Here is a 19,148-nt window from a genome sequence, read left to right as displayed (position 1 = left end):
GCACGGTCGCCCCCGCCAGGGCGGACGCGCCGTCGGCGCTGTCACAGCGGCGCGCGATGATGGTCCGCATCTTGGCAGTGCTGACGGAAGGACACACCCCATGACCTGGTGGAAGGGGCCACTCACCGGATTCGACCTGGAGACCACGGGCACCGACCCGCAGGAGTCCCGGATCGTCACCGCCGCCGTGGTCGACACCCTCGGCGGCCGGGTCGAAACGGCCACCAACTGGCTGATCGACCCCGGCGTCCCGATACCCGCCGAGGCCACCGCCATCCACGGCATCACCGACACCGAGGCCCGCACCCATGGCCGGCCCGCCGACGAGGCGATCGAGGAGATCGCCCAGGCCCTGCACCAGCGGCTCGCCGCCGGACGGCCCGTGGTCGCCTTCAACGCGCCCTACGACCTGTCGCTGCTCGACGCCGAACTGCGCCGCCACGGCCGCCCCACCCTCGCCGAACGCCTCGGCGGGCCGGTCACCCCCGTGGTCGACGCCATGGTCGTCGACCGTGCCCTCGACAAGTACCGCAAGGGCTCACGCACCCTCCAGCGGGTCTGCGAGGTCTACGGCGTCGAACTCCACGACGCCCACGAGGCCGGCAGCGACGCACTCGCCGCCGTCCGGGTCGCCGTCGCCCTCGGCCACCGCTACCCCGAACAGGCCGGCGACCTGCCGCTCGACGAACTGCACCGCCGCCAGATCGTCTGGCACCGCGACTGGGCCACCGGCCTGCAGGACTGGCTGCGCCGCAAGGACCCGGCCGCCACCGTGGACCCGCGCTGGCCGCTCAAGGCAGCGTCCTGAGGGCGGCGGCCGACGATCAGCGGCAGGAGAGCAGGACCCGCTGCCGGGCCAGGTCGACTTCGAGGATCCGCACGGTCAGCCCGTCGCCGACCTGAACGGCCCCGCAGGCCGACTCGGCGGCGGGCACCAGCCCCTGGAGGCCGTCGGGGCGGTCCTCGATCCGGACGAGCAGGCCGAACGGAAGCACCCTCGTCACCACGCCGTCCACCAACTCGCCGACGCGGGTGGACAGTTGCTCCAGCGGGTTGTCCTGCAGCGCCCTCAGGGACAGGTACAGCTCCTCGCGCGCCAGGTCGGCGCCGAGCACCGCGGCCGTGACCTCCTGGCCCACCTCGACGAGGTCCGACGGGTCGCTGATCGACCGCCAGGACAGCTCCGGTTGGCGGAGCCGTGCCGTGAAGCCGCCGACGTCCACGAACACGACGGTGTCGGCGATCCGGGTGACGGTGCCGGTGACGGCCTGACCGGGGCGCAGGGACTTCAGGAACATCCAGGTCTCGTCGCACGGCGACCAGGTGGTGCGCCAGCGGGCCCGCAGTATGCCGTCCTCGTCGGGGAGCACGCCGCTGAGCAGCGGACGGTGCTCGTCGATCGTGATCGGCAGCGCGCAGGCGGCCCGGGCGTCCGCCACCCGGGCGGTCAACTCCTCGTGCTGGTCGTCGTGCACGACCACGCTGTGAACGGCGCCCGATCCGTCCTCCCAGACGAACTCCCGGGTGTCGTCCTCGGGGAGCGCGGCCAGCACGGCCGCGACGTCGTCGGACAGCGGCGGCCAGAGGGTCAGCATGGCGCGCGGGGTGAGGCCGGCGCGGACGGCGTCGATGGTCTCGGGCGTCAGCCGGTGCCAGCGGGAGGCGTTCTGGACGTAGCCCTCCTCCAGCAGGCCCGCCCGGCCTCCGGCGACCAGCCAGTGCACCCGGGCCCAGAACTCCTCGTCGGCGGGCCGCTGTTCGCCCGGCTCATCCGACTCCTCGGAGTACGGCGACTCCGGTATCGGCTCCGGGAACAGGCCCAGCCGGCGGACTCGTGCCGCGGCGCGCTCGCAGGGGCGGTCGGTGCCGATGTACATGTACTGGTCCCAGCCGATGTGCACGAAGAACCGGTCGCCGGCCTCCAGCAGGCACCAGCCCTCGCCGCCGCGCAGCATCATCCGCACCAGCTCCAGCGCGGTCTCCAGGGAGACCTCCGCGCCGTCGTGGAACCCGCGCAGGCCCGGGAAGAGGTCCTCCAGGCGGCCGCCGTCCTCGGGGGAGGCGAAGAAGGCGGCCTCCGGGCGGCCGATCGTCAGCCGGTCGACGCCGCACTCCCCGGCGAACGCGACCACCGCCTGCAGGTACGCCGCCTCGATCGGCCCGCGGTCGCTGTCGGTGTCGTCGTCGGCCAGGTAGTGGCCGCGCTCGTCGCGGTTGGCAGGGTCGTACTTGGTGACGCGGTGCACGAAGGCGGGCACGGGGCTCCTGAAGGCCGAAGAGGCGCCCTGACAAGCCGTCAGGACGCCTCGGCAGGAGAGCCGGTCAGGACTGCGGGAAGTCGAAAGTGTAGCCCTGGGCCACCAGCCACGGGAGCAGCTGCTTCAGGGCCGCGACGGTCTGGGTGCGGTCGCCGCCGCCGTCGTGCATCAGGACCACGCCGCCGGGGCGGAGGTTCTGCTCGACGGTGGTGACGATCGACTGCACGCCCGGGCGGGACCAGTCGCGCGGGTCGACCGACCAGCCGAGGGACTTCATGCCCTGGTCGGCGCCGATCTTCTCGTTCTCCGCGGTGAAGTCGCCGCCCGGGGCGCGCCACCAGGTGATCGGGGCGTTGCCGCCGGCGGCGTCCTCGATCTGGGTCTTGGCGTCGGCGATCTCCGCCACCTGCTGCTGGTGCGACTGGGTGTGCATCGGCTGCGGGTGGTCCACGGTGTGGTCGCACAGGCGGTGGCCCTCGGCGACGATCCGCTTGACCATCGCCGGGTGCGCCTGCGCGTTGTCGCCGATCTCGCAGAACGTCGCCTTGGCGTTGTACTGCGCCAGCAGGTCCAGCACCTGGCCGGTGGCCTGGCCCGGGCCGTCGTCGAAGGTCAGCGCCACGGTCCGGCCGCCCGAGGCGGTGTGCGCCAGCACGTGGGTGGCCGGGGCGTGGCTCTGCTGGCCGCCGGACGGCTGCGAGGCGCCGGTGCCGGGCGTGGACGGGGTGGTGCTCGGGGCGGGCGGTGCCGGCGTCCGGGTGGGCGCCGTCGGGTCCTGGCTCGGCGAGGCGAACGGGGACGAGGTGCTCTCGCTCGGCGTCGGCCGGGCCGCCACCGAGGAACCCCCGCTGCCGCCCGTGGTCGTGCTCGCGCTCGGCGTGGCCGGGTGCTGCGCGGCTGCCCCTGCCGCGGAGGGGGTGCCGTGCGCACCGCACGCCACCAGCAGGGCCGGGGCGAGCAGTGCGGCGGAGGCACCGAGAAGAAGAGAACGACGACGGGCGATTATGCGGGACTTCACCATGGACGACTCCTACGTCGTACCTGCCACATGGAGCGGGGCGTCCGGTCGACTACGACGACGCCAGGTACGACTGAGGTGGTTCCGTCCGGATGTGCGCTGCGCCACAAGGCGGGCACCGAACGGAAGCGGTCAGAACGCGAACCAGCGTACTTCCGCCTCTCCGTCACGCAGTGAGTCGACACGGCGACGGAACTCCGTCCGGGCGGCCGGGTTTCCGGCCGTCTGCTGCGCCACCCAGGCGGCACTCGCGGTCTCCCGCGCGCCGCGCAGCACCGCGAAGCCGGGCCACTCGCGGACGTCCCACCCGTAGGCCGCGTTGAACGCCGCGACCTCCTCGGCCGGTACGCCGTACCGGTCCTGACTGAGGGCCAGCACCACCAGGTCGTGCTCGCGGAGGTCCGAGGCCATGTACTCGAGGTCGAGCAGTACCGGGCCGGCGGGGGTGATGTGCACGTTGCGCGGCAGGGCGTCGCCGTGGATCGGGCCGGAGGGGAGGTAAGGGGTCAATTCGGAAATAGCGGTGACAAAGGTCTCTTTCCGGTCACGGAGGAACGCCACGTCCGCCGGATCGATGTGACCCTCCGCGGTCGCCAGCCAACTGTCCACGGGGGCGAGGAGGTCGCGCCGGCCGAGCGGCACCGGCGGGGCCGGCTCCGCGGGCAGGGCGTGCAGGGCGCGCAGCAGCGGGGCGAGGTCCGCGGGCCGGGCCGGGCGGACGGCGGGCTCCAGTCGGTGCCACAGCGTGACGGGGTGGTCCTGGGCCAGGTGCACGACGGGGTCGGCGGGGCGGACCACCGGCACGCCCGCGCCGTCCAGCCAGCCGGCCAGCGCGAGCTCGCGGGCGGCCCGGTCGGCGGAGCCGGGGGCGCGGCCGACCTTGGCGACCAGGCCGAGCTCCGGCAGGTCGAAGACGGCGTTCTGGCCGAGCGAAATGAGCGTGGCCCCGGCCGGGTCGATACCGGCCGGGGCGCACGCCTGCTGGAGGAGGGCCTGGGCCCCCGATTCGTCGAAGATCACCTGCTCATTGTCGGCGAACCGGGGGCGCATCAGGAGGGAGGGGGTGGGTCAGCCGATCAGCTCGTGGTCGCCGCGGCCGCGGTGGGTGCCGGTGCCGGCGGGGGCGGCGGCGGGCGCCTCGCCCTCGATCCGGGGCAGCCAGTGCAGCCAGCGCGGCAGGTACCAGTTCCTGTCGCCGAGCAGGGACATCACGGCGGGGAGCAGCACGGCGCGGATCACCGTGGCGTCGATCAGGACGGCGGCGGCGAGGCCGACACCCATCTGCTTCATGGTCTGCATGGAGAGCGTCCCGAAGACCGAGAACACCCCGACCATGATCACGGCGGCGCTGGTGACCACACCGGCGGTGGTGCGGATGCCGTGGGCGACGGCCGCGCCGGTGGGCAGGCCGCGGTCGTGCGCCTCCTTGATCCGGGAGACCACGAAGACGTGGTAGTCCATCGACAGGCCGAACAGGATCACGAACAGGAACAGCGGGATCCAGCTCTCCACCGCGCCGACGCCTTCGGTGCCGATCAGCGAGGCGCCGATGCCGTGCTGGAAGACCAGCGCCAGCACACCGTAGGCGGCGCCGACCGAGAGCAGGTTGAGTATCACGGCGGTGACGGCGATGGACAGCGAGCGGAACGAGCAGAGCATCAGCAGGAAGGCGAAGCCGACCACGAACCCGAAGACCGGGAGCATCGAGCCGGACATCTGCTTGTTGAAGTCGATCGAGGCGGCGGTGCTGCCGGTGACCGGGGTCTCGGCGCCGGCGATCCTGCCGACCGTGGCGGGCACGACCTGCTCGCGCAGGGTCTTCAGGGCCTCGGCGGAGGTGGTGTCGTTGCCGCTGCCGTTGAGCGGGATGTCGACCGTGGCGACGTTCTGTCCGGCGTGCACCGTCAGGCTGGTGGGGCCGTGCATCCGGCCGGTGGCGAGGGCCTTGGACTGGAGATCGGCGAGCGCCTGCTTCATCTCGGGCGAGGAGATGTCCTTCGCCTTGATCACCACGGTGGCGGGGGAGGGGCTGCCGGGGAAGGCGTCCTGGATCCGCTGGGAGGTGGCCACCAGGGCGTTGTCCTTGGACAGCTGCTGCTGGAACGTCAGCTTGGCGGTGTGCATGGTGAGCGTCGGCGAGGCGATCGCCAGCAGGGCGACGGTGGCCAGCCCCGCGGCGGCCAGCGGGTGGCGCAGCACCGGGGTGAGCACCGCGTTCCAGAACCGGCTGCCCTCGTTCGTGTCACGGCGCAGGCGGTGCAGGTAGGGGACCTTGCCCTTCTCCACCCGGTCTCCGAGCATCGAGAGCAGCGCGGGCAGCACCGTCAGCGAGCCGAGCACCGCGGTGATCACGACCAGGATGGTGGCGAAGGACATCGCCTTGAAGGTGCCGATGCCGGTGAGGAACATGCCGCCGATCGCGACCACCACGGTGATGCCGGAGACCAGCACGGCGCGGCCACTGGTGGCGGCGGCGATCCGCAGCGCCGTCTCGGCGTCGTGCCCGGCGGCGCGCTCCTCGCGCTCGCGGCGCAGGTAGAACAGGCAGTAGTCGACGCCGACGGCGAGGCCGACCAGCAGCATCACCGAGGAGGCGTCGCTGCTGGTGTGCAGCATGCCGGAGGAGAGCGCGACCAGGCCGGAGGCGGCGATGAAGGCGGTCAGCGCCAGCACCACCGGAAGGACCGCGGCCACCAGCGCGCCGAACGCGATCAGCAGGATGCCGAGGGCGAGCGGCACGGCCGTCCACTCGGCGCGGGCGAAGTCCGAGGAGAACTGCTCGGCGAACCACTTGCCGGAGCTGGCCTGGCCGTACTCCTCGACCGTCAGCTCGGGGTGCTGCTTCTGAACGCCCGTCACCGCGTCCATGATCGGCGGCACGTTGGCGACGGCCGCCTTGTCGTCCTCCCCGATCACCGTGAACTGGAGCAGCGCCGAGTGCTTGTCGGCGGAGATCGCGCCCGTCTCGTACGGGCTGTGCAGCTCCCCGGCCTTGCCGGTGGCCCGGACGGCGGTGGCGACCTGCTCGACGACCGCTTTGAAGGACGGGTCGTCCGCCATCAGCGTGCGGCTCTGCACCAGGACGACCTCACCGGCCGGAGACTTGATGCCCGCGTCGTCCAGAATCCTGGCGGCCTGCGCGACCTGGCCCGGCATCTGCTCGGACTCGGTGATCTTGGTGGAGCCGTGCATGCCGCCGAGGTAGGCGGCGAGGACGACGAAGAGCAGCCAGCCGAAGACCGCGCTCTTTCTGTGGCGGGCGCTCCAGGCGCCCATCGAGGCGGCGATTCCATGCTTCACGGTGGTGTCCCCCAGGGGCTACGGGCGGGTGCGGACCGCCCCGGTCAGTGGGCCTCCGGGCTGCTTCCGGCGGCACAACAGACGCTATGAGCTGGGGTTCTGACGAACCATCCGGCTAGTCACCGACTTTTTCCTCCCCCTGTCCCCAGGAGGGAGTAGGGGGTTAACCCCACCCCCGGGGTCGGGGTCTCCTCCTTGAGGGCAGCCGGGCGTCCACCCTGAGGGGGAGCGATCTCCACCCCACGCACGAGGTGGGAGGGGGTGCGGGCGGGCGACGATAGTGCGGGGGCAGGTTCCGTGGCCGCCCCCAGGGGGCACACGCGAAACCCACTTGCCGGGCGGCAAGCAAGTTCCCGTAAACTGCCCGCTGTTACTTACCTGCCGACCGGCTAGGCCCTGTTGAGGGTTTCGCGCGCCGGTCCTGCCGCTGCCCGGTACCTGGTGTTTTTCGGCTGCGGTGAACCATGCCCAGGGGAGGCATTTCGATCATGTTCCACCGACTTGGACACTTCGTCGTCAAGCGGGCCTGGTGGGTGATCATCGCGTGGGTGATCGGCTCCATAGCCCTGATCGCCACCGCTCCGAAGATGAGCGCCTCGACCGACGAGTCGGAGTTCCTGCCGAAGCACTACGAGTCCATCCGGGCCGCGGTGGTCCAGCAGGAGAAGTTCCCGGCCGAGTTCTCCCCGAGCGCACTGCTGCTGTTCGAACGCAAGGACGGCGCCGCGCTCACCGACGCCGACAAGGCCGACATGGCCAAGGTCGTCAAGGGGCTGACCGACAAGCACATCCCGCTGGTCGAGCAGATCATCCCCCCGATCGAGGGGAAGACGTTCTCGCCCGACGGGCAGTACGCCATGGGCATGGTCTCCATCGACAAGACCAAGATGCAGACCGACGAGTTCACCGTCGCCGCCAAGGACCTGCGCGAAGAGGGCAGGGCGCTGGCCAGCGGCACCGCGCTGAAGTACCAGGTCGGCGGCCCGGCCGCGATGGGGCTGGACCAGAAGGAGTCCTCCAGCGCCACCGACGCGATCACCATGCTCGCCACCATCGTGCTGATCGTGGTCATCGTCGGCGTGATCTTCCGCGGCATCCTGGTCGGCTGGCTGCCGGTGCTGCTGTCGATCTTCCCGATGATCGCCGCCAGCGGCCTGATTGCCCTCGTCACCAAGGCGTTCGACCTGAAGTCCTCGCCGATCGCCTCGGCGATCGACATCGTGGTGATCCTCGGCGTCGGCACCGACTACTTCCTGTTCCTGATGTTCCGCTACCGCGAGCGCCTGCGGGCCGGCGACGACCGCAAGGCCGCCGTGGCCAACGGCGTCGGCCGGGTCGGCGAGGCGATCGCCTCCGCGGCCGGCGCGGTCACCGTCGCCTTCGCGGTGCTGCTGCTCTCCGAGCTCGGCATGTTCAAGTCGCTCGGCCCGGCGCTGGCGATCTCCGTCATCGTCACCGCGCTGGCCTCGCTCACCCTGACCCCCGCGCTGCTGGCCGTCACCTCCACCAAGGCGGTGTTCTGGCCCGGCCGCAAGTGGATGCAGGAGCCGGAGGGCGCCCGCTTCCACAAGCTCGGCAAGATGGTCAGCCGTCGCCCCGGCCTGATCGCGCTGGTCTCCGGCGGCCTGCTGGTGATCCTCTCGCTGGCCGGCCTCGGCTACCAGGGCACCTTCGACATGGCGAAGAGCATGATGCCGAAGGACAAGGAGTCCATGCTCGTCATGGACACCCTCAGCAAGAAGGGCGGCGAGGGTGCGGCCGACCCCACGCACGTCTTCCTGACCACCAGCACCAAGGGCGGCGGCAAGCTCGACCCGGCCGGCCTGGACGGCTTCGGCGCGAAGCTCGGCCAGGTCCCCGGCGTCGCCGCCGTCCAGCCCGAGCCCAAGCTCAGCGAGGACGGCACCACCGCCGACTTCGTCGTGGTGCTCAAGGACTCCGCGGCCAGCAACGCGGCGATCGACACCATCACCAAGCTGCGCTCCACCGCGCACCCGGCCGCCCCGGCCGGCAGCGAGGCACTGGTCGGCGGCACCTCGTCGATCTACAAGGACATCAACCTGGCGATGGCGCACGACTACAAGCTGGTCTTCCCGGTGGCGGGCGTGCTGATCCTGCTGATCCTGGGCCTCCAGCTGCGCAGCGTGGTCGCGCCCTGGTACCTGATGGCCTCGGTCGGCCTCGGCTTCGCGGCCACGCTGGGTGCCACCACGGTGGCCTTCCTCAAGCTCGGCTCCGAGTCCGGCCTGATGTTCATGCTGCCGATCTTCATCTACCTGTTCGTGGTGGCGATCGGCACCGACTACAACATCCTGATCATCGCCCGGCTCCGAGAGGAGGCCCGCGAGGGCCGCAGCCCCCGCGAGGCGGCCAAGGAGGCGGTCCGGCACGCCGGTCCGACCGTCGCCGCGGCCGGCTTCATCCTGGCGGCGTCCTTCGCGACCTTCATGCTGGCGGGCAACGTGCTCTTCGCCGAGCTGGGCTTCGCGCTGGCCATCGGCATCGTGCTGGCGGCCTTCGTGATGGCGATGTTCTTCACCCCGGCGATCACCGCGCTGCTCGGCAAGAAGGCCTGGTGGCCCGGTCACGGCGCGATGCCCGACCACGGCCCCGAGGCCGTCGCCGAGCGCGAGCCGCAGGTGGCCGGCCGGGCCTGACGGGCCCGGCGGCGGGTAGCGCCGGGCAGCCCTGCGGGGGTACCGACGGGTAGCCCCGAGTAGGAGGGGGCATGCGGTCCAACGGGACCGCATGCCCCCTTGGCGTCGCACTGAAACGCGGTGTGACCAGCGGAACTTTTGCCGCCGTTGGCGAGGGGGACCGTGCTATTGTCGAAGCAGTTGCAGTATTGGTTCCCATGAACGTGTGTGTGCGCCTGCTGGTTCCAACCACAGGCGCATTTGTTTTGTCCGGTGTTTAGTCTCCGGATGGGGATCGCGGCTACGTGGGGCTCACGAGGTGTGTGCCCCAACGCCCCAGTGAAAGTGGAGACGGTTATGGCTACCGGCACCGTGAAGTGGTTCAACAGCGAAAAGGGCTACGGCTTCATCGAGCAGGACGGCGGCGGCGCCGACGTGTTCGCTCACTACTCGAACATCCAGTCCACCGGCTTCCGTGAGCTCCTCGAGGGCCAGAAGGTCGAGTTCGACGTCACCCAGGGCCAGAAGGGCCCGCAGGCGGAGAACATCCGCCCCATCTGAGTCCCGGCCTACGCCGACTCAGTGTGACGCAGGCGAGGGCCCGTACCTCCAAGGTACGGGCCCTCGCCCATGCCGCCCGACGGCCGGGGCGGCGCCTTTCTCCTCCCTGACGGCCGACACACCCGCCGCCGTGCCTCCGCGTACGCCGGCCGAAGGCCCTCAGGAAGAGGAACACGCATGCCCGAGCAGTCCCGTCCGCGCGCCGAGAAGGCCGCGGCGCAGTCCGTTTCGCGATCCGGTTCGAAGTCCGTTTCGCAGTCCGGTTCGCGTACCGACCAGCCCCGTGCCGACAAGCCGCGCACCCGTAGCGGGAAGCCGCGCACCGGCGCCGCGCGTGGCGGTGCTCCGCGTACCGAGCAGCCGCGCGGCGGCGAGCAGGCCCGTACCGAGCGTCCGCGCCGGCCGCGCCGGAGTGCCGCGCCGTCGGTCGCCGCGCCCGCCGAGGACTTCACGCACGTGCAGGGAACCCCGTCCCGCCCGGCGGCGGAGAGCTTCGCCGAGCTGAACCTGCCCTCCGGGCTGATGAAGGAACTGGGCGCGCAGGGCGTGACCGAGCCGTTCCCGATCCAGGCCGCCACCCTGCCGGACGCGCTGGCCGGACGTGACGTCCTCGGCCGCGGCCGCACCGGCTCCGGCAAGACCCTGGCGTTCGGCCTGCCGCTGCTGGTGCGCACCGCCGGGAAGCGGGCCAGCGCCCGCCACCCGCTGGCCCTGGTGCTGGTCCCCACCCGTGAGCTCGCCCAGCAGGTCACCGACGCGCTCGCCCCCTACGCCGGGGTGCTCGGCCTGCGGATCACCACCGTGGTCGGCGGCATGTCGATCACCCGCCAGGCCAACCAGGTCCGCCGCGGCACCGAGGTGCTGGTGGCCACCCCCGGCCGGCTGGACGACCTGATCCAGCGCGGCGACGTGCGCCTGGACGACGTGGCGATCACCGTCCTCGACGAGGCCGACCAGATGGCCGACATGGGCTTCCTGCCGCAGGTCGTCAAGCTCCTGGAGCAGGTCGCCGAGGGCGGGCAGCGGATGCTGTTCTCCGCCACCCTGGACCGCAACGTGGACCGGCTGGTCAACCGCTTCCTGACCGACCCCGTCACCCATTCGGTGGACCCGTCGGCCGGTGCCGTCACCACCATGGACCACCACCTGCTCCAGCTCGACCCCGCCGACAAGGCCGAGACCACCGCCCGGATCGCCGCCCGCGAGGGCCGCGTGATCATGTTCGTGCACACCAAGCACGGCGCGGACCGGCTCGCCAAGCAGCTGCGCGCCCACGGCGTGGTCGCCGCCGCGCTGCACGGCGGCAAGTCGCAGCCGCAGCGCAACCGGGTCCTCGACCAGTTCCGCGACGGCCAGGTCACCGCGCTGATCGCCACCAACGTCGCCGCCCGCGGCATCCACATCGACGGCCTCGACCTGGTCGTCAACGTCGACCCGCCGATCGACCACAAGGACTACCTGCACCGCGGCGGCCGCACCGCGCGGGCCGGCGAGTCCGGCACCGTGGTCACCCTGGTGCTGCCCGAGCAGCGCCGCGAGGTCAACCGCCTGATGAGCATCGCCGGTATCCGGCCCACCATCACCAAGGTCCGCCCCGAGGACGGCGAGCTCAAGCGCATCACCGGCGCGAGGATGCCGTCCGGCGTGGCGGTCATGCTTCCGGTTCCGGCGACGGCGGTGGCTGTTGCCGCTCCCGTCTCCGAGGGGACGGAGGGCCGTGGCCGCGGGCGTGGCGGGGTCAAGCCGGCGGACGGCGAGGCGCGACGCCGCCCCGCGAAGCGTTCCGGCGGCCTGCCCAAGGACGTCGACATGAGCGGCAACCCGCGCCGCCCCCGGCCCAAGCAGCGCCCCGGCGGCGGGAGCTCGCAGATGGCGGCCGGGTTCATCGGCAAGTCGTCCGGGCGGGCGAAGCCGGGGTCCGGGACGAAGAGTGGCTCCAACTACGGGACGGGGCGGCAGCGGCGCAAGGCCGACTAGCGCTTCGCGGGACCGGGGAGAGCACCATCAGGGGCGCTGGGGGTACCCCCAGCGCCCCTGTTTTCGTGCCCATCCGCTCGCGCGAGTCTTCCCGCGCCCCTGAGGGTGCTCTCTCAGGCCTTGGACATCTCGCGGACGGTCGCGACCAGGGGAGCCAGCTCGGGGCGCTGCTCCGCGGTGGTGAGGGCCTCGGCGAGGGCGGTGTCGTTGGTGGGGCGGGCCTGGGCGAGGAGGTCGAGGCCGGCCGGGGTGACGTTGGTGTAGATGCCGCGGCGGTCGGTGGGGCAGAGGTAGCGGGCGAGCAGGCCGCGGTCCTCGAGGCGGGTGACCAGGCGGGTGGTGGCGCTCTGGCTGAGCACGACCGCGTCGGCGAGCTGGTTCATCCGGAAGTGGCCGCCGTCGCCGTCGTGCTGCTCGCTCAGGACGTTCAGGACGGAGAACTCGCGGACGCTGAGCTCGTGTTCGGCCTGCAGGGCGCGTTCGACATGGGCCTCGATCCGGCCGTGCAGAGCGGTCAGGGCGCACCAGCCGTGGGCCAGGGCAGGATCAGGGCGGGTCATCGGACACGCTCCCTTCGGGGTCGCTTCACTCCGTACAAGCTTAGTCGAAATGCGCAAATTCCCGCGCCTGCAAGTATTCGGCGGGAGTCCGCGGGAGATGAGGAGACGTCGATGGAGCAGCACGTGCGGCTGGACGCGCAGGAAGCGGCGCTGGACGCCCTGCTCGAGGCTCTCGGCGAGGCGGTGGGCGACACCTCGCAGGACGACCGGGTGGCGCGGCTCGACGCGCAGGCGCCGGGCTACGCGCAGTACCACCGGATCGGGCACAAGCGGCAGGCCGCGTACCGGCGGCTGAGCGCGGACCGGGCGGCCGCGCACCACTGCTACCCGCTGGTGCTGGCCGCGCTGCTGGCCGACGACGACCCGTCCTCGCCGCGCTGGCTGGCGCAGGTGCTGCTGACGGTGGGCGGTCGGCGGCGGCTGCAGGAGGAGCTGGTGGCGGCGGTGGAGGGCGGAGACCCGTTGCGGCAGGTGTGCGCGGTGGGTGCGTGGCGGTGGGCGGACGCCGGGGACGGGCCCGTGGCGGAGCGGTTCCTGGCGGTCCGTCGGGAGGCGGCCGAGCGCTGCGTCGACCCGTGGGTGCGGGAGCGGTTGGCCGACTGAGCGTCAGCAGGGCGTGCAGGGGTACCACTTGGGGGCCGCGCCGTGTTAGCTTCTTTGCAAATTCATGGTCTGCGCATGGTGTCGCCTATGCCTTCGCCCATGCCATCGGACCTTGGCAACGGGGAAGAGGTACGCCGACATGGCGGGGGAGTTCACGGTCGATCCGGACGCGTTGCGCCGGTTCGCCCGCACCAGTACCGAACGGGCCGAGCGGCTGCGGGCGATCCGCGCCGAACTCGGCGGACACCAGCTGTCGCCGTCCGCCTTCGGGAAACTCCCGGAGTCCGACGAAACCGGCCGCGACTACGTGGAACGCTCCGAGGCGGCGATCGACAACGCCGGGGCCGCCTCCGACACCATGGACCGGATCGCCGAATACGCCGACGGCATGGCCGGCGCGTACGAACGCACCGACGAGGGCATCGGGCGCACCATGCAGGCGATCGCCGGAGGGCTGGACGGATGAGCGGGCCGATCGCGGGCGCCGTCGACGCCTACACGAAGATCAACGACTGGATGACCCCGCTGGGCAGCCTGATCGACGAGATCATGCGCCCCATCGTGGAACCCCTCGCCGAGCCGCTGGAGTTCGTCACCGGCGACCCCGAAGGCCTGGAAGCCGCCGCCCAGTTGTGGCAGAAGCAGGCCGAGCAACTGCGCGAGGTGATCGCCGACCAGCGCCGCGACCGGGCCGCCCTGGCCGGCGAATGGCAGGGTGAGGCGTCCGAGGCGTTCCAGCGTGAACTCGCCGAGTACGAGCAGGCGTTGGAGGACGAGGCGGAGGACATGGAGGCCACCGCCGAACTCCTCACCGAAGCCGCCGCCGAAGCCCGGATGGCACAGGACCTGGTCGAGACGATCATTCGCGAGCTGATCGAATGGGCGATCATCACGCTCGCCGCGTCGCTCGCCTTCAGCGTGATCACCGCCGGCATCTCGCTGGCCGCCGAAGCCGCCGCGGCCGCCGCCGAGGGCGCCATCGCCAGCGCCCGGATAGCCAACCTGGTGCGCAAACTCGCCAGCGCGCTGAAGAAGATCGCCGACGCGATGAAGGCACTCAAGGCCGTCTCCAAGCGCCCGCACCTCAACCCGAAGAAGCCCTGGACCTGGAACAAGCCGCTCGACGTCGAGGCGTACCTGGCCAAGACGGGCGTCAAGATGATCGGCAAGGGAGGCCTGCACGGCATCGGCCTGACCGGCAACCCGGCCGGCGAAGCGCTCCAGCAGATCACCCAGAGCGGCGCCGGAATCGTCGCCGACGAGGCCGACGACCGGATCAGCGGCAACCGCGGCCCCAGCACCGGCCTCCGTCAACGCGCCGGCATCGCGCAGCCCGCCCAGGCACCCGACCTCAGCCCCGAGGAGCGCCGCCGCCGCTTCGAGGACGCCTTCGGCTGAGCCACCCACCACATTCAGGAGGACCACCGTGCTCGACCGGGACCGCCAGTTCGCCACGCCGTTCCTCGCCGCCGGCGAGGAGCTGCTGGCCGCTGCCCCCGTCTCGCTGGCGCCCGGCATTCCGCGACCGCCCGAGGCACTGCTGACCCCGCGCCAACCGGGCGAACTGGAACAGAAGTTGGCCAAGCCGTTCACCCTGCTGCGGCGCGCATACGCGGTGGTCAACCCCGTCTCCGCCGGCGTCGGCGCCGTCGAGGACCGGATGATGGACGCCGTGCCGGACTCCGTCTGGCACGGCAAGGGCATGGCCGGCGACTGGCACACCACCGCCGGCCGCCTGGTCGTCCGCCTCCACGAGGACGGCGCGAACGGCAGCGCGCTGCTCGTCCTCACCGGCCGGCGGCTGCTGCTGCTCGCCGACCGCGCCAAGCTCTGGCAGCTCACCGAACAGCACGCCCTGCAGTTCGAACTCCCGCGCGATGAGATCGCCGGGGCTCAGCGCAACGCGAAGGGCGTCACGCAGCGGGGCCGCCTCGACGTGCACTTCCGCGACGGCTCGTGGGTCGGCGTCACGACGCCGCTGCCGTCGGCGGCGGACGAACTGGCTGCGGCGTTCGCGGCGCTCGGGGGCTGATGCCTCCGGTCGGAATTTCGTGGCGGGGAATGCCGTTCGGCCGGGGATGTCCCCGTGGCAGTGGTGACTTGGCCCCGCTGTGGTGAGACGTCAGGCGGTGCGGGCCGTTGAGGTGCTGGTGGCGGCGGTCTCGGCGTGGCGGGTGAGGACGAGGCGGGCGAGTTCGGGGGCCGCGCCGAGAGTGGCTGCGAGGTGGTCGGCCGGGGCTGCGGCGGTGGCGATGCGGTCCGGGAGGAGGCCCGGGGCGAGGAGGTACGGGGCGACGGCGGTGGTGCGGACGGCCGGGTCGGCGCGGAGGGTGGCGAGGGCGTCGGTGACCGTTGGGGTGGTGGCGGAGGCGTAGGCGGTGGTGACCGCGGCCCAGCCTCGGGTGCGTTGCCAAGTGGCGGCGACGGCGCGGGTGGTGGCGTTGGCGGCCGGGTCGGAGGAGCCGGCGGCGGCCAGGACGATTCCCGTGCGGGCGCGGACGGTGGGGTCGGTGACGTCGAGGCCGGACTCGGCGAGGCGGCGGTCGAGGGCGTCGAGGAGGAGCGGGGACGGGCCCAGGACGTCGGCGACCGGGATGGCGGAGCCGGCGGCGCGGAGGGCGGCCGGGATGTCGTGCTTGGCGTGGAAGGCACGATTGAGGAGGAGGGGGACGGCGATCGCGTCGGTGAGGCGCGGGGCGACCTGGGCGATGCGAGGGGCGCAGTGGTCCAGGTACGCGGTGGTGACGGGGAGTTCGGGGCGGAGCGCGCGGATCGCGTCGGCGAGGGCCTCGACGGTGGCGGCGTGGCGGGGGTCGCGGGAGCCGTGCGCGAGCAGGAGGAGGGGGCGTGGTGGTTGCTCGCCTGCTGGGTGCGAGCGGCGGGTGGGGGTGGGCGAGGTGCGCGGCTGTGGGAAGTCGCCTTCCGCCGCGCGCAGTTCCGCCCCCTCGCCTTCGGCTGGGAGGTGCCCCCAGCGCCCCTGGCGGGGCGCGGGGGTTCTGTGCGTCAGGTCGCTGCGCTCCTGACGGGGCGTGAGGGTGCTGTCCGGCGTCAGGTCGCTGCCTGACTGACGACGGTTCGCAGGGGTGCCCTCGGGCGTCAGGGCACGGCGGGGGGTCATGGGATCTATCGGGTGGTGACGAGGAGGCCGCGGCTGCGGAGGACTCGGCGTTCGAGGGGGGAGAAGAAGAGGAGGTCGATGGCGACGCCGACGGTGAGGATGAGGAGGATGCCGAGGAGGACGCCGGACATGTTGGTGAACTCGCGCTGGTTCTCGAGGTAGCGGCCGAGGCCGAGGCCCAAGTCCGGTGAGGAGGCGATGAGTTCGGCGGCCATGAGGGAGCGCCAGGAGAAGGCCCAGCCCTGCTTGAGGCCGGCGAGGTAGCCGGGGAGGGCGGCGGGGAGCAGGATGTGGCGGGCGCCGGCCAGGCCGGTGGCGCCGAGGGTCTGGCCGGCGCGGAGGAAGAGCGGGGGGACCTGGTCGACGCCGGCGATGAGGCCGTTGGCGATGGAGGGGACGGCGCCGAGGAGGATGACGGCGTACATCGCGGAGTTGTTGATGCCGAGCCAGATGACGGCCGCGGGGACCCAGGCGACCGAGGGGAGGGACTGGAGGCCGGAGAGGACGGGGCCGAGTGCGGCGCGGACCGGCTTGACCTGGGCGACCAGGAGGCCGATGGGGGTGCCGATCAGGACGGAGAGCAGGAAGCCGGAGAGGCCGCGCCAGACGCTGGTCCAGATGATGGAGAACAGCGTTCCGGCGTACCAGAGTTCGGTGAGGGAGTCCCAGACGTCGGCGGGGCTGGGGAGCTTGTCGGGGGTGGTGAGGTGGAGGCTGTAGGCGAGCTGCCAGGCGGCGAGGACGAGGAGTACGCCGAGGACGGGCGGGAGGACCGACCGGCGCAGGACGACGGAGAGGGGCGCGCGAGTGGCGTGGACGGTTTCGAGTGCGTCGAGGCCGGCCTCGACACCCGCGGAGTCGTCGGCGGCGGGGAGGGTGTCAGTGCTGGACATGGCGGCGGATCTCCCCACGCAGTTCTTCGGTGATCTCGATGGACAGATCCGCGACCCCGGCGGATTCGATGCGGCGCGGCTGGGGCAGGTCGATGCGCCATTCGCGGGCGATCCGGCCGGGGCGGGAGGAGAGCAGGACGACGCGCTGGGCGAGGCGGACGGCTTCGCGGACGTTGTGGGTGACGAACAGGACGGCGAGCCGGCGTTCGGCCCAGATGCGGGTGATCTCGTTGTGCAGGACGTCCCGGGTGATGGCGTCGAGGGCGGCGAACGGCTCGTCCATCAGCAGGACTTGGGAGCCCTGGGCGAGGGAGCGGGCGAGGGCGACGCGCTGGCGCATGCCGCCGGAGAGTTCGTGAACGCGCTTCTTGTAGGAGCCGCCGAGGCGGACCAGGTCGAGCAGGCGTTCGGCCTCGGTCTGGCGTTCGGTCTTGGGGACGCCGGCCAGGCGGAGGGCGAGTTCGATGTTCTTGCCGGCGGTGAGCCAGGGGAAGAGTGCGTGGTCCTGGAACATCAGGGCGGGGCGGCCGCCGGGGACGTCGATGGTGCCGGAGGTGGGCCGGTCGAGGCCGGCGACCAGGTTGAGCAGGGTGGATTTGCCGCAGCCGGAGGCGCCGAGGAGGGTGACGAACTCGCCGGGGGCGACGGTCAGGTTGATGTCGTCCAGGACCGGGGCGGCGGTGCCGGGGCGGCCGAAGGTCTTGTGCACGTGCGAGATCCGGACGGCGAAGTCGCTGTCCGGGTGTTCTGCGCCGGGGGCGTCGGGCGAGGTGGTCAGTGCCGTGGTCACGGGCACCTCCTGCGGGTGTGGGCCGGGCAGGGCAGGGGCGGGGTGCGGTGGCCGGGGTCCGTCCCGCGCCCGCCCGGCGAGTGGGCATCGGGTGGGCGGGCGCGAGACGGACGCCGGGGCCTGGGAGGGCTTCCGGAGGGCTACTTGGCGCCGAGGCCGGCGTCGGCGACGGCGGGCTGCCCGGCCGCGGCGAGCACCTTGTTGAGCAGGGTCAGGTCGTAGATCCCGGCCAGGTTCGGCTTCTTCAGGAGGCCGGCGGTGACGGCGTGGTCGGCCTCGGCCTGCAGGGTGTTGGCCAGCGGGTCGTCGATGAAGTCGATGTCCTGCCAGGCCGGGTCGAGGACCGCGGCGTCCAGCGCGTTGCCGGCGTCGGCCTTGATCTGCTCGTTGGCGACGGCCTTGGCCTGGTCGGAGTTGGCCTTGATCCAGGCGTTGGTCTTCACCGAGCCGCGCAGGACGGCCTCCACCACGTCGGGGTGTTCGGTGAGGAACTTCTGCGACACGATGATGTTGGTGATGACGAACTTCTTGTCCGGCCAGACGTCCTTCTCGTTGAGCAGGACCTTCGCGCCGAGGGTGACCAGCTTGGAGGCGGTCGGCTCGGGGACCCAGGCGCCGTCGATGGAGCCGGACTTGTAGGCGTCGGGGGTGACCTTGTTGTCGCTGCGGATCACCTTGACGTCGCCGTCGCCGGTGTTGGCGTCGACCTTCCAGCCCTTGCCCGCAAGGTAGTTGAGCAGGGCGACGTCCTGGGTGTTGCCGAGCTGCGGGGTGGCGATCCGCTTGCCCTTGAGCTCGTCCACCGAGGTGATCTTCGCCGGGTTGACCACCAGCTTGACGCCACCGGAGGCCGAACCGCCCACGATCTTCAGGGACTTGCCGCCGGACTGGGTGTAGCCGTTGATCGACGGGGAGGGGCCGATCCAGCCGATGTCGATGGAGCCGGCGTTCAGCGCCTCGATCTCGGCGGGGCCGGCGTTGAAGACCTGGGTCTTGATCTGGGTGCCGCCGAGTTCCTGCTGGAGGATGCCCTGCTTGAGGCCGACCAGCGCGGTGCCGTGGGTGAGGTTGGCGAAGTAGCCGATCTTCACGGTGTCGGCGGACAGCTTCGCGCCGGACGCGGCGGGGGCGGCCGAGGCCTTGTCGTCGCTCTTGGAGCCGTAGCCGCAGGCGGTGAGCAGGCCGGCCGCGGTGAGGACGGCGACGGTCGCGACGGCGGCGCGTCTGATCCGGCCGGCGGTGGGGCGGGCCTGGGTATGGGTGGGCAGGGAGCTGGGTGCCATGAGAGGTGTCCCGTTCGTGGAGAAGGAAGACGGTCGTGCCTGACCGGGGCCGGGCCGCCCCCGCCGTACCTGCTGTGGGAAGGTGCGGCGGCTGCGGGCCCGGCGACAGGGGCTAGGTCCCCTGTCAGCCCTCACATCGCGTCAGGCCGCC

17 protein-coding genes are annotated in these 19,148 nt (G+C 72.0%); 8 read left to right on the top strand and 9 right to left on the bottom strand.

Annotated elements, in window-relative coordinates; all coding sequences use genetic code 11:
• Positions 1–100 precede the first annotated feature (100 nt).
• Positions 101–808 (top strand): exonuclease domain-containing protein, encoded by a 708-nt coding sequence (locus ACFYS8_RS27590; RefSeq protein ID WP_387645710.1) that lies wholly within the window; start codon positions 101–103, stop codon positions 806–808.
• Positions 809–824: 16 nt separating this feature from the next.
• On the opposite strand, the gene ACFYS8_RS27585 is transcribed toward ACFYS8_RS27590, so the two are convergent.
• The 4 genes from ACFYS8_RS27585 to ACFYS8_RS27570 all read right to left on the bottom strand — a co-directional run bounded on the left by ACFYS8_RS27585 (position 825) and on the right by ACFYS8_RS27570 (position 6,552).
• Positions 825–2,258 (bottom strand): S1 RNA-binding domain-containing protein, encoded by a 1,434-nt coding sequence (locus tag ACFYS8_RS27585; protein ID WP_387645708.1) that lies wholly within the window; start codon positions 2,256–2,258, stop codon positions 825–827.
• Between the two features lie 64 nt (positions 2,259–2,322).
• A complete protein-coding gene (locus ACFYS8_RS27580; protein WP_387645707.1) occupies positions 2,323–3,279 on the bottom strand; it encodes a polysaccharide deacetylase family protein in 957 nt (318 codons plus the stop codon).
• Positions 3,280–3,408: 129 nt separating this feature from the next.
• Positions 3,409–4,326 (bottom strand): phosphotransferase enzyme family protein, encoded by a 918-nt coding sequence (locus tag ACFYS8_RS27575; RefSeq protein WP_387645705.1) that lies wholly within the window; start codon positions 4,324–4,326, stop codon positions 3,409–3,411.
• Positions 4,327–4,344: 18 nt separating this feature from the next.
• A complete protein-coding gene (locus ACFYS8_RS27570) occupies positions 4,345–6,552 on the bottom strand; it encodes an MMPL family transporter (protein ID WP_387645985.1) in 2,208 nt (735 codons plus the stop codon).
• Positions 6,553–7,064: 512 nt separating this feature from the next.
• On the opposite strand from ACFYS8_RS27570, the gene ACFYS8_RS27565 reads away from it, so the two are divergent.
• From ACFYS8_RS27565 to ACFYS8_RS27555, 3 genes are all read left to right on the top strand, one after another.
• Entirely contained in the window at positions 7,065–9,233 is a 2,169-nt protein-coding gene (locus ACFYS8_RS27565) for an MMPL family transporter (RefSeq protein WP_387645703.1), read from the top strand.
• A 336-nt stretch (positions 9,234–9,569) separates the two neighbouring features.
• Positions 9,570–9,773, top strand: coding sequence for a cold-shock protein (locus ACFYS8_RS27560; protein ID WP_376047050.1), 204 nt, complete (start codon positions 9,570–9,572; stop codon positions 9,771–9,773).
• Between the two features lie 177 nt (positions 9,774–9,950).
• On the top strand, positions 9,951–11,750 hold the full coding sequence (locus ACFYS8_RS27555; protein ID WP_387645700.1) for a DEAD/DEAH box helicase: 1,800 nt from the start codon (positions 9,951–9,953) through the stop codon (positions 11,748–11,750).
• A 113-nt stretch (positions 11,751–11,863) separates the two neighbouring features.
• Here the strand turns inward: ACFYS8_RS27555 and ACFYS8_RS27550 are convergent, their stop codons facing one another.
• A complete protein-coding gene (locus ACFYS8_RS27550) occupies positions 11,864–12,310 on the bottom strand; it encodes a MarR family winged helix-turn-helix transcriptional regulator (protein WP_387645699.1) in 447 nt (148 codons plus the stop codon).
• Between the two features lie 111 nt (positions 12,311–12,421).
• Here ACFYS8_RS27550 and ACFYS8_RS27545 point away from each other — a divergent pair, with 111 nt between their 5' ends.
• The 4 genes from ACFYS8_RS27545 (at position 12,422) to ACFYS8_RS27530 (ending at position 14,945) form a co-directional block, all read left to right on the top strand.
• Positions 12,422–12,913, top strand: a complete 492-nt coding sequence (locus tag ACFYS8_RS27545) for a hypothetical protein (RefSeq protein ID WP_387645696.1) — start codon at positions 12,422–12,424, stop codon at positions 12,911–12,913.
• A gap of 139 nt (positions 12,914–13,052) precedes the next feature.
• On the top strand, positions 13,053–13,379 hold the full coding sequence (locus ACFYS8_RS27540; protein ID WP_387645694.1) for a type VII secretion target: 327 nt from the start codon (positions 13,053–13,055) through the stop codon (positions 13,377–13,379).
• Positions 13,376–14,311 carry a WXG100 family type VII secretion target gene (locus ACFYS8_RS27535; protein WP_387645691.1) on the top strand — a complete coding sequence of 312 codons (936 nt, stop codon included), beginning with the start codon at positions 13,376–13,378 and terminating at the stop codon, positions 14,309–14,311. Before ACFYS8_RS27540 ends, ACFYS8_RS27535 begins: the two co-directional genes overlap by 4 nt.
• 28 nt (positions 14,312–14,339) lie before the next feature.
• Positions 14,340–14,945 carry a hypothetical protein gene (locus ACFYS8_RS27530; RefSeq protein ID WP_387645689.1) on the top strand — a complete coding sequence of 202 codons (606 nt, stop codon included), beginning with the start codon at positions 14,340–14,342 and terminating at the stop codon, positions 14,943–14,945.
• A 90-nt stretch (positions 14,946–15,035) separates the two neighbouring features.
• Here ACFYS8_RS27530 and ACFYS8_RS27525 read toward each other — a convergent pair whose 3' ends face one another.
• From ACFYS8_RS27525 to ACFYS8_RS27510, 4 genes are all read right to left on the bottom strand, one after another.
• Positions 15,036–15,749 carry a sirohydrochlorin chelatase gene (locus ACFYS8_RS27525; RefSeq protein WP_387645984.1) on the bottom strand — a complete coding sequence of 238 codons (714 nt, stop codon included), beginning with the start codon at positions 15,747–15,749 and terminating at the stop codon, positions 15,036–15,038.
• Between the two features lie 287 nt (positions 15,750–16,036).
• Positions 16,037–16,924, bottom strand: a complete 888-nt coding sequence (locus ACFYS8_RS27520; protein WP_387645686.1) for an ABC transporter permease — start codon at positions 16,922–16,924, stop codon at positions 16,037–16,039.
• Positions 16,911–17,714 (bottom strand): ABC transporter ATP-binding protein, encoded by an 804-nt coding sequence (locus tag ACFYS8_RS27515; RefSeq protein ID WP_387645683.1) that lies wholly within the window; start codon positions 17,712–17,714, stop codon positions 16,911–16,913. The genes ACFYS8_RS27520 and ACFYS8_RS27515 overlap by 14 nt, the downstream gene beginning before the upstream one ends.
• 140 nt (positions 17,715–17,854) lie before the next feature.
• Entirely contained in the window at positions 17,855–18,997 is a 1,143-nt protein-coding gene (locus ACFYS8_RS27510; protein ID WP_387645680.1) for an aliphatic sulfonate ABC transporter substrate-binding protein, read from the bottom strand.
• Positions 18,998–19,148 lie beyond the last annotated feature (151 nt).

The sequence above is a fragment of the Kitasatospora sp. NPDC004615 genome (assembly GCF_042873545.1).
Classification (GTDB): Bacteria; Actinomycetota; Actinomycetes; order Streptomycetales; family Streptomycetaceae; genus Kitasatospora.
This window is presented reverse-complemented; position numbering and strand designations above follow the sequence as displayed.

Excerpts from the sequence above, each read along its gene's own strand:
- ACFYS8_RS27590 (WP_387645710.1), top strand. The coding sequence starts at position 101 with ATGACCTGGTGGAAGGGGCCACTCACCGGATTCGACCTGGAGACCACG.
- ACFYS8_RS27580 (WP_387645707.1), bottom strand. The coding sequence starts at position 3,279 with ATGGTGAAGTCCCGCATAATCGCCCGTCGTCGTTCTCTTCTTCTCGGT.
- ACFYS8_RS27575 (WP_387645705.1), bottom strand. The coding sequence starts at position 4,326 with ATGCGCCCCCGGTTCGCCGACAATGAGCAGGTGATCTTCGACGAATCG.
- ACFYS8_RS27570 (WP_387645985.1), bottom strand. The coding sequence starts at position 6,552 with ATGGGCGCCTGGAGCGCCCGCCACAGAAAGAGCGCGGTCTTCGGCTGG.
- ACFYS8_RS27565 (WP_387645703.1), top strand. The coding sequence starts at position 7,065 with ATGTTCCACCGACTTGGACACTTCGTCGTCAAGCGGGCCTGGTGGGTG.
- ACFYS8_RS27560 (WP_376047050.1), top strand. The coding sequence starts at position 9,570 with ATGGCTACCGGCACCGTGAAGTGGTTCAACAGCGAAAAGGGCTACGGC.
- ACFYS8_RS27555 (WP_387645700.1), top strand. The coding sequence starts at position 9,951 with ATGCCCGAGCAGTCCCGTCCGCGCGCCGAGAAGGCCGCGGCGCAGTCC.
- ACFYS8_RS27550 (WP_387645699.1), bottom strand. The coding sequence starts at position 12,310 with ATGACCCGCCCTGATCCTGCCCTGGCCCACGGCTGGTGCGCCCTGACC.
- ACFYS8_RS27545 (WP_387645696.1), top strand. The coding sequence starts at position 12,422 with ATGGAGCAGCACGTGCGGCTGGACGCGCAGGAAGCGGCGCTGGACGCC.
- ACFYS8_RS27540 (WP_387645694.1), top strand. The coding sequence starts at position 13,053 with ATGGCGGGGGAGTTCACGGTCGATCCGGACGCGTTGCGCCGGTTCGCC.
- ACFYS8_RS27535 (WP_387645691.1), top strand. The coding sequence starts at position 13,376 with ATGAGCGGGCCGATCGCGGGCGCCGTCGACGCCTACACGAAGATCAAC.
- ACFYS8_RS27520 (WP_387645686.1), bottom strand. The coding sequence starts at position 16,924 with ATGTCCAGCACTGACACCCTCCCCGCCGCCGACGACTCCGCGGGTGTC.
- ACFYS8_RS27510 (WP_387645680.1), bottom strand. The coding sequence starts at position 18,997 with ATGGCACCCAGCTCCCTGCCCACCCATACCCAGGCCCGCCCCACCGCC.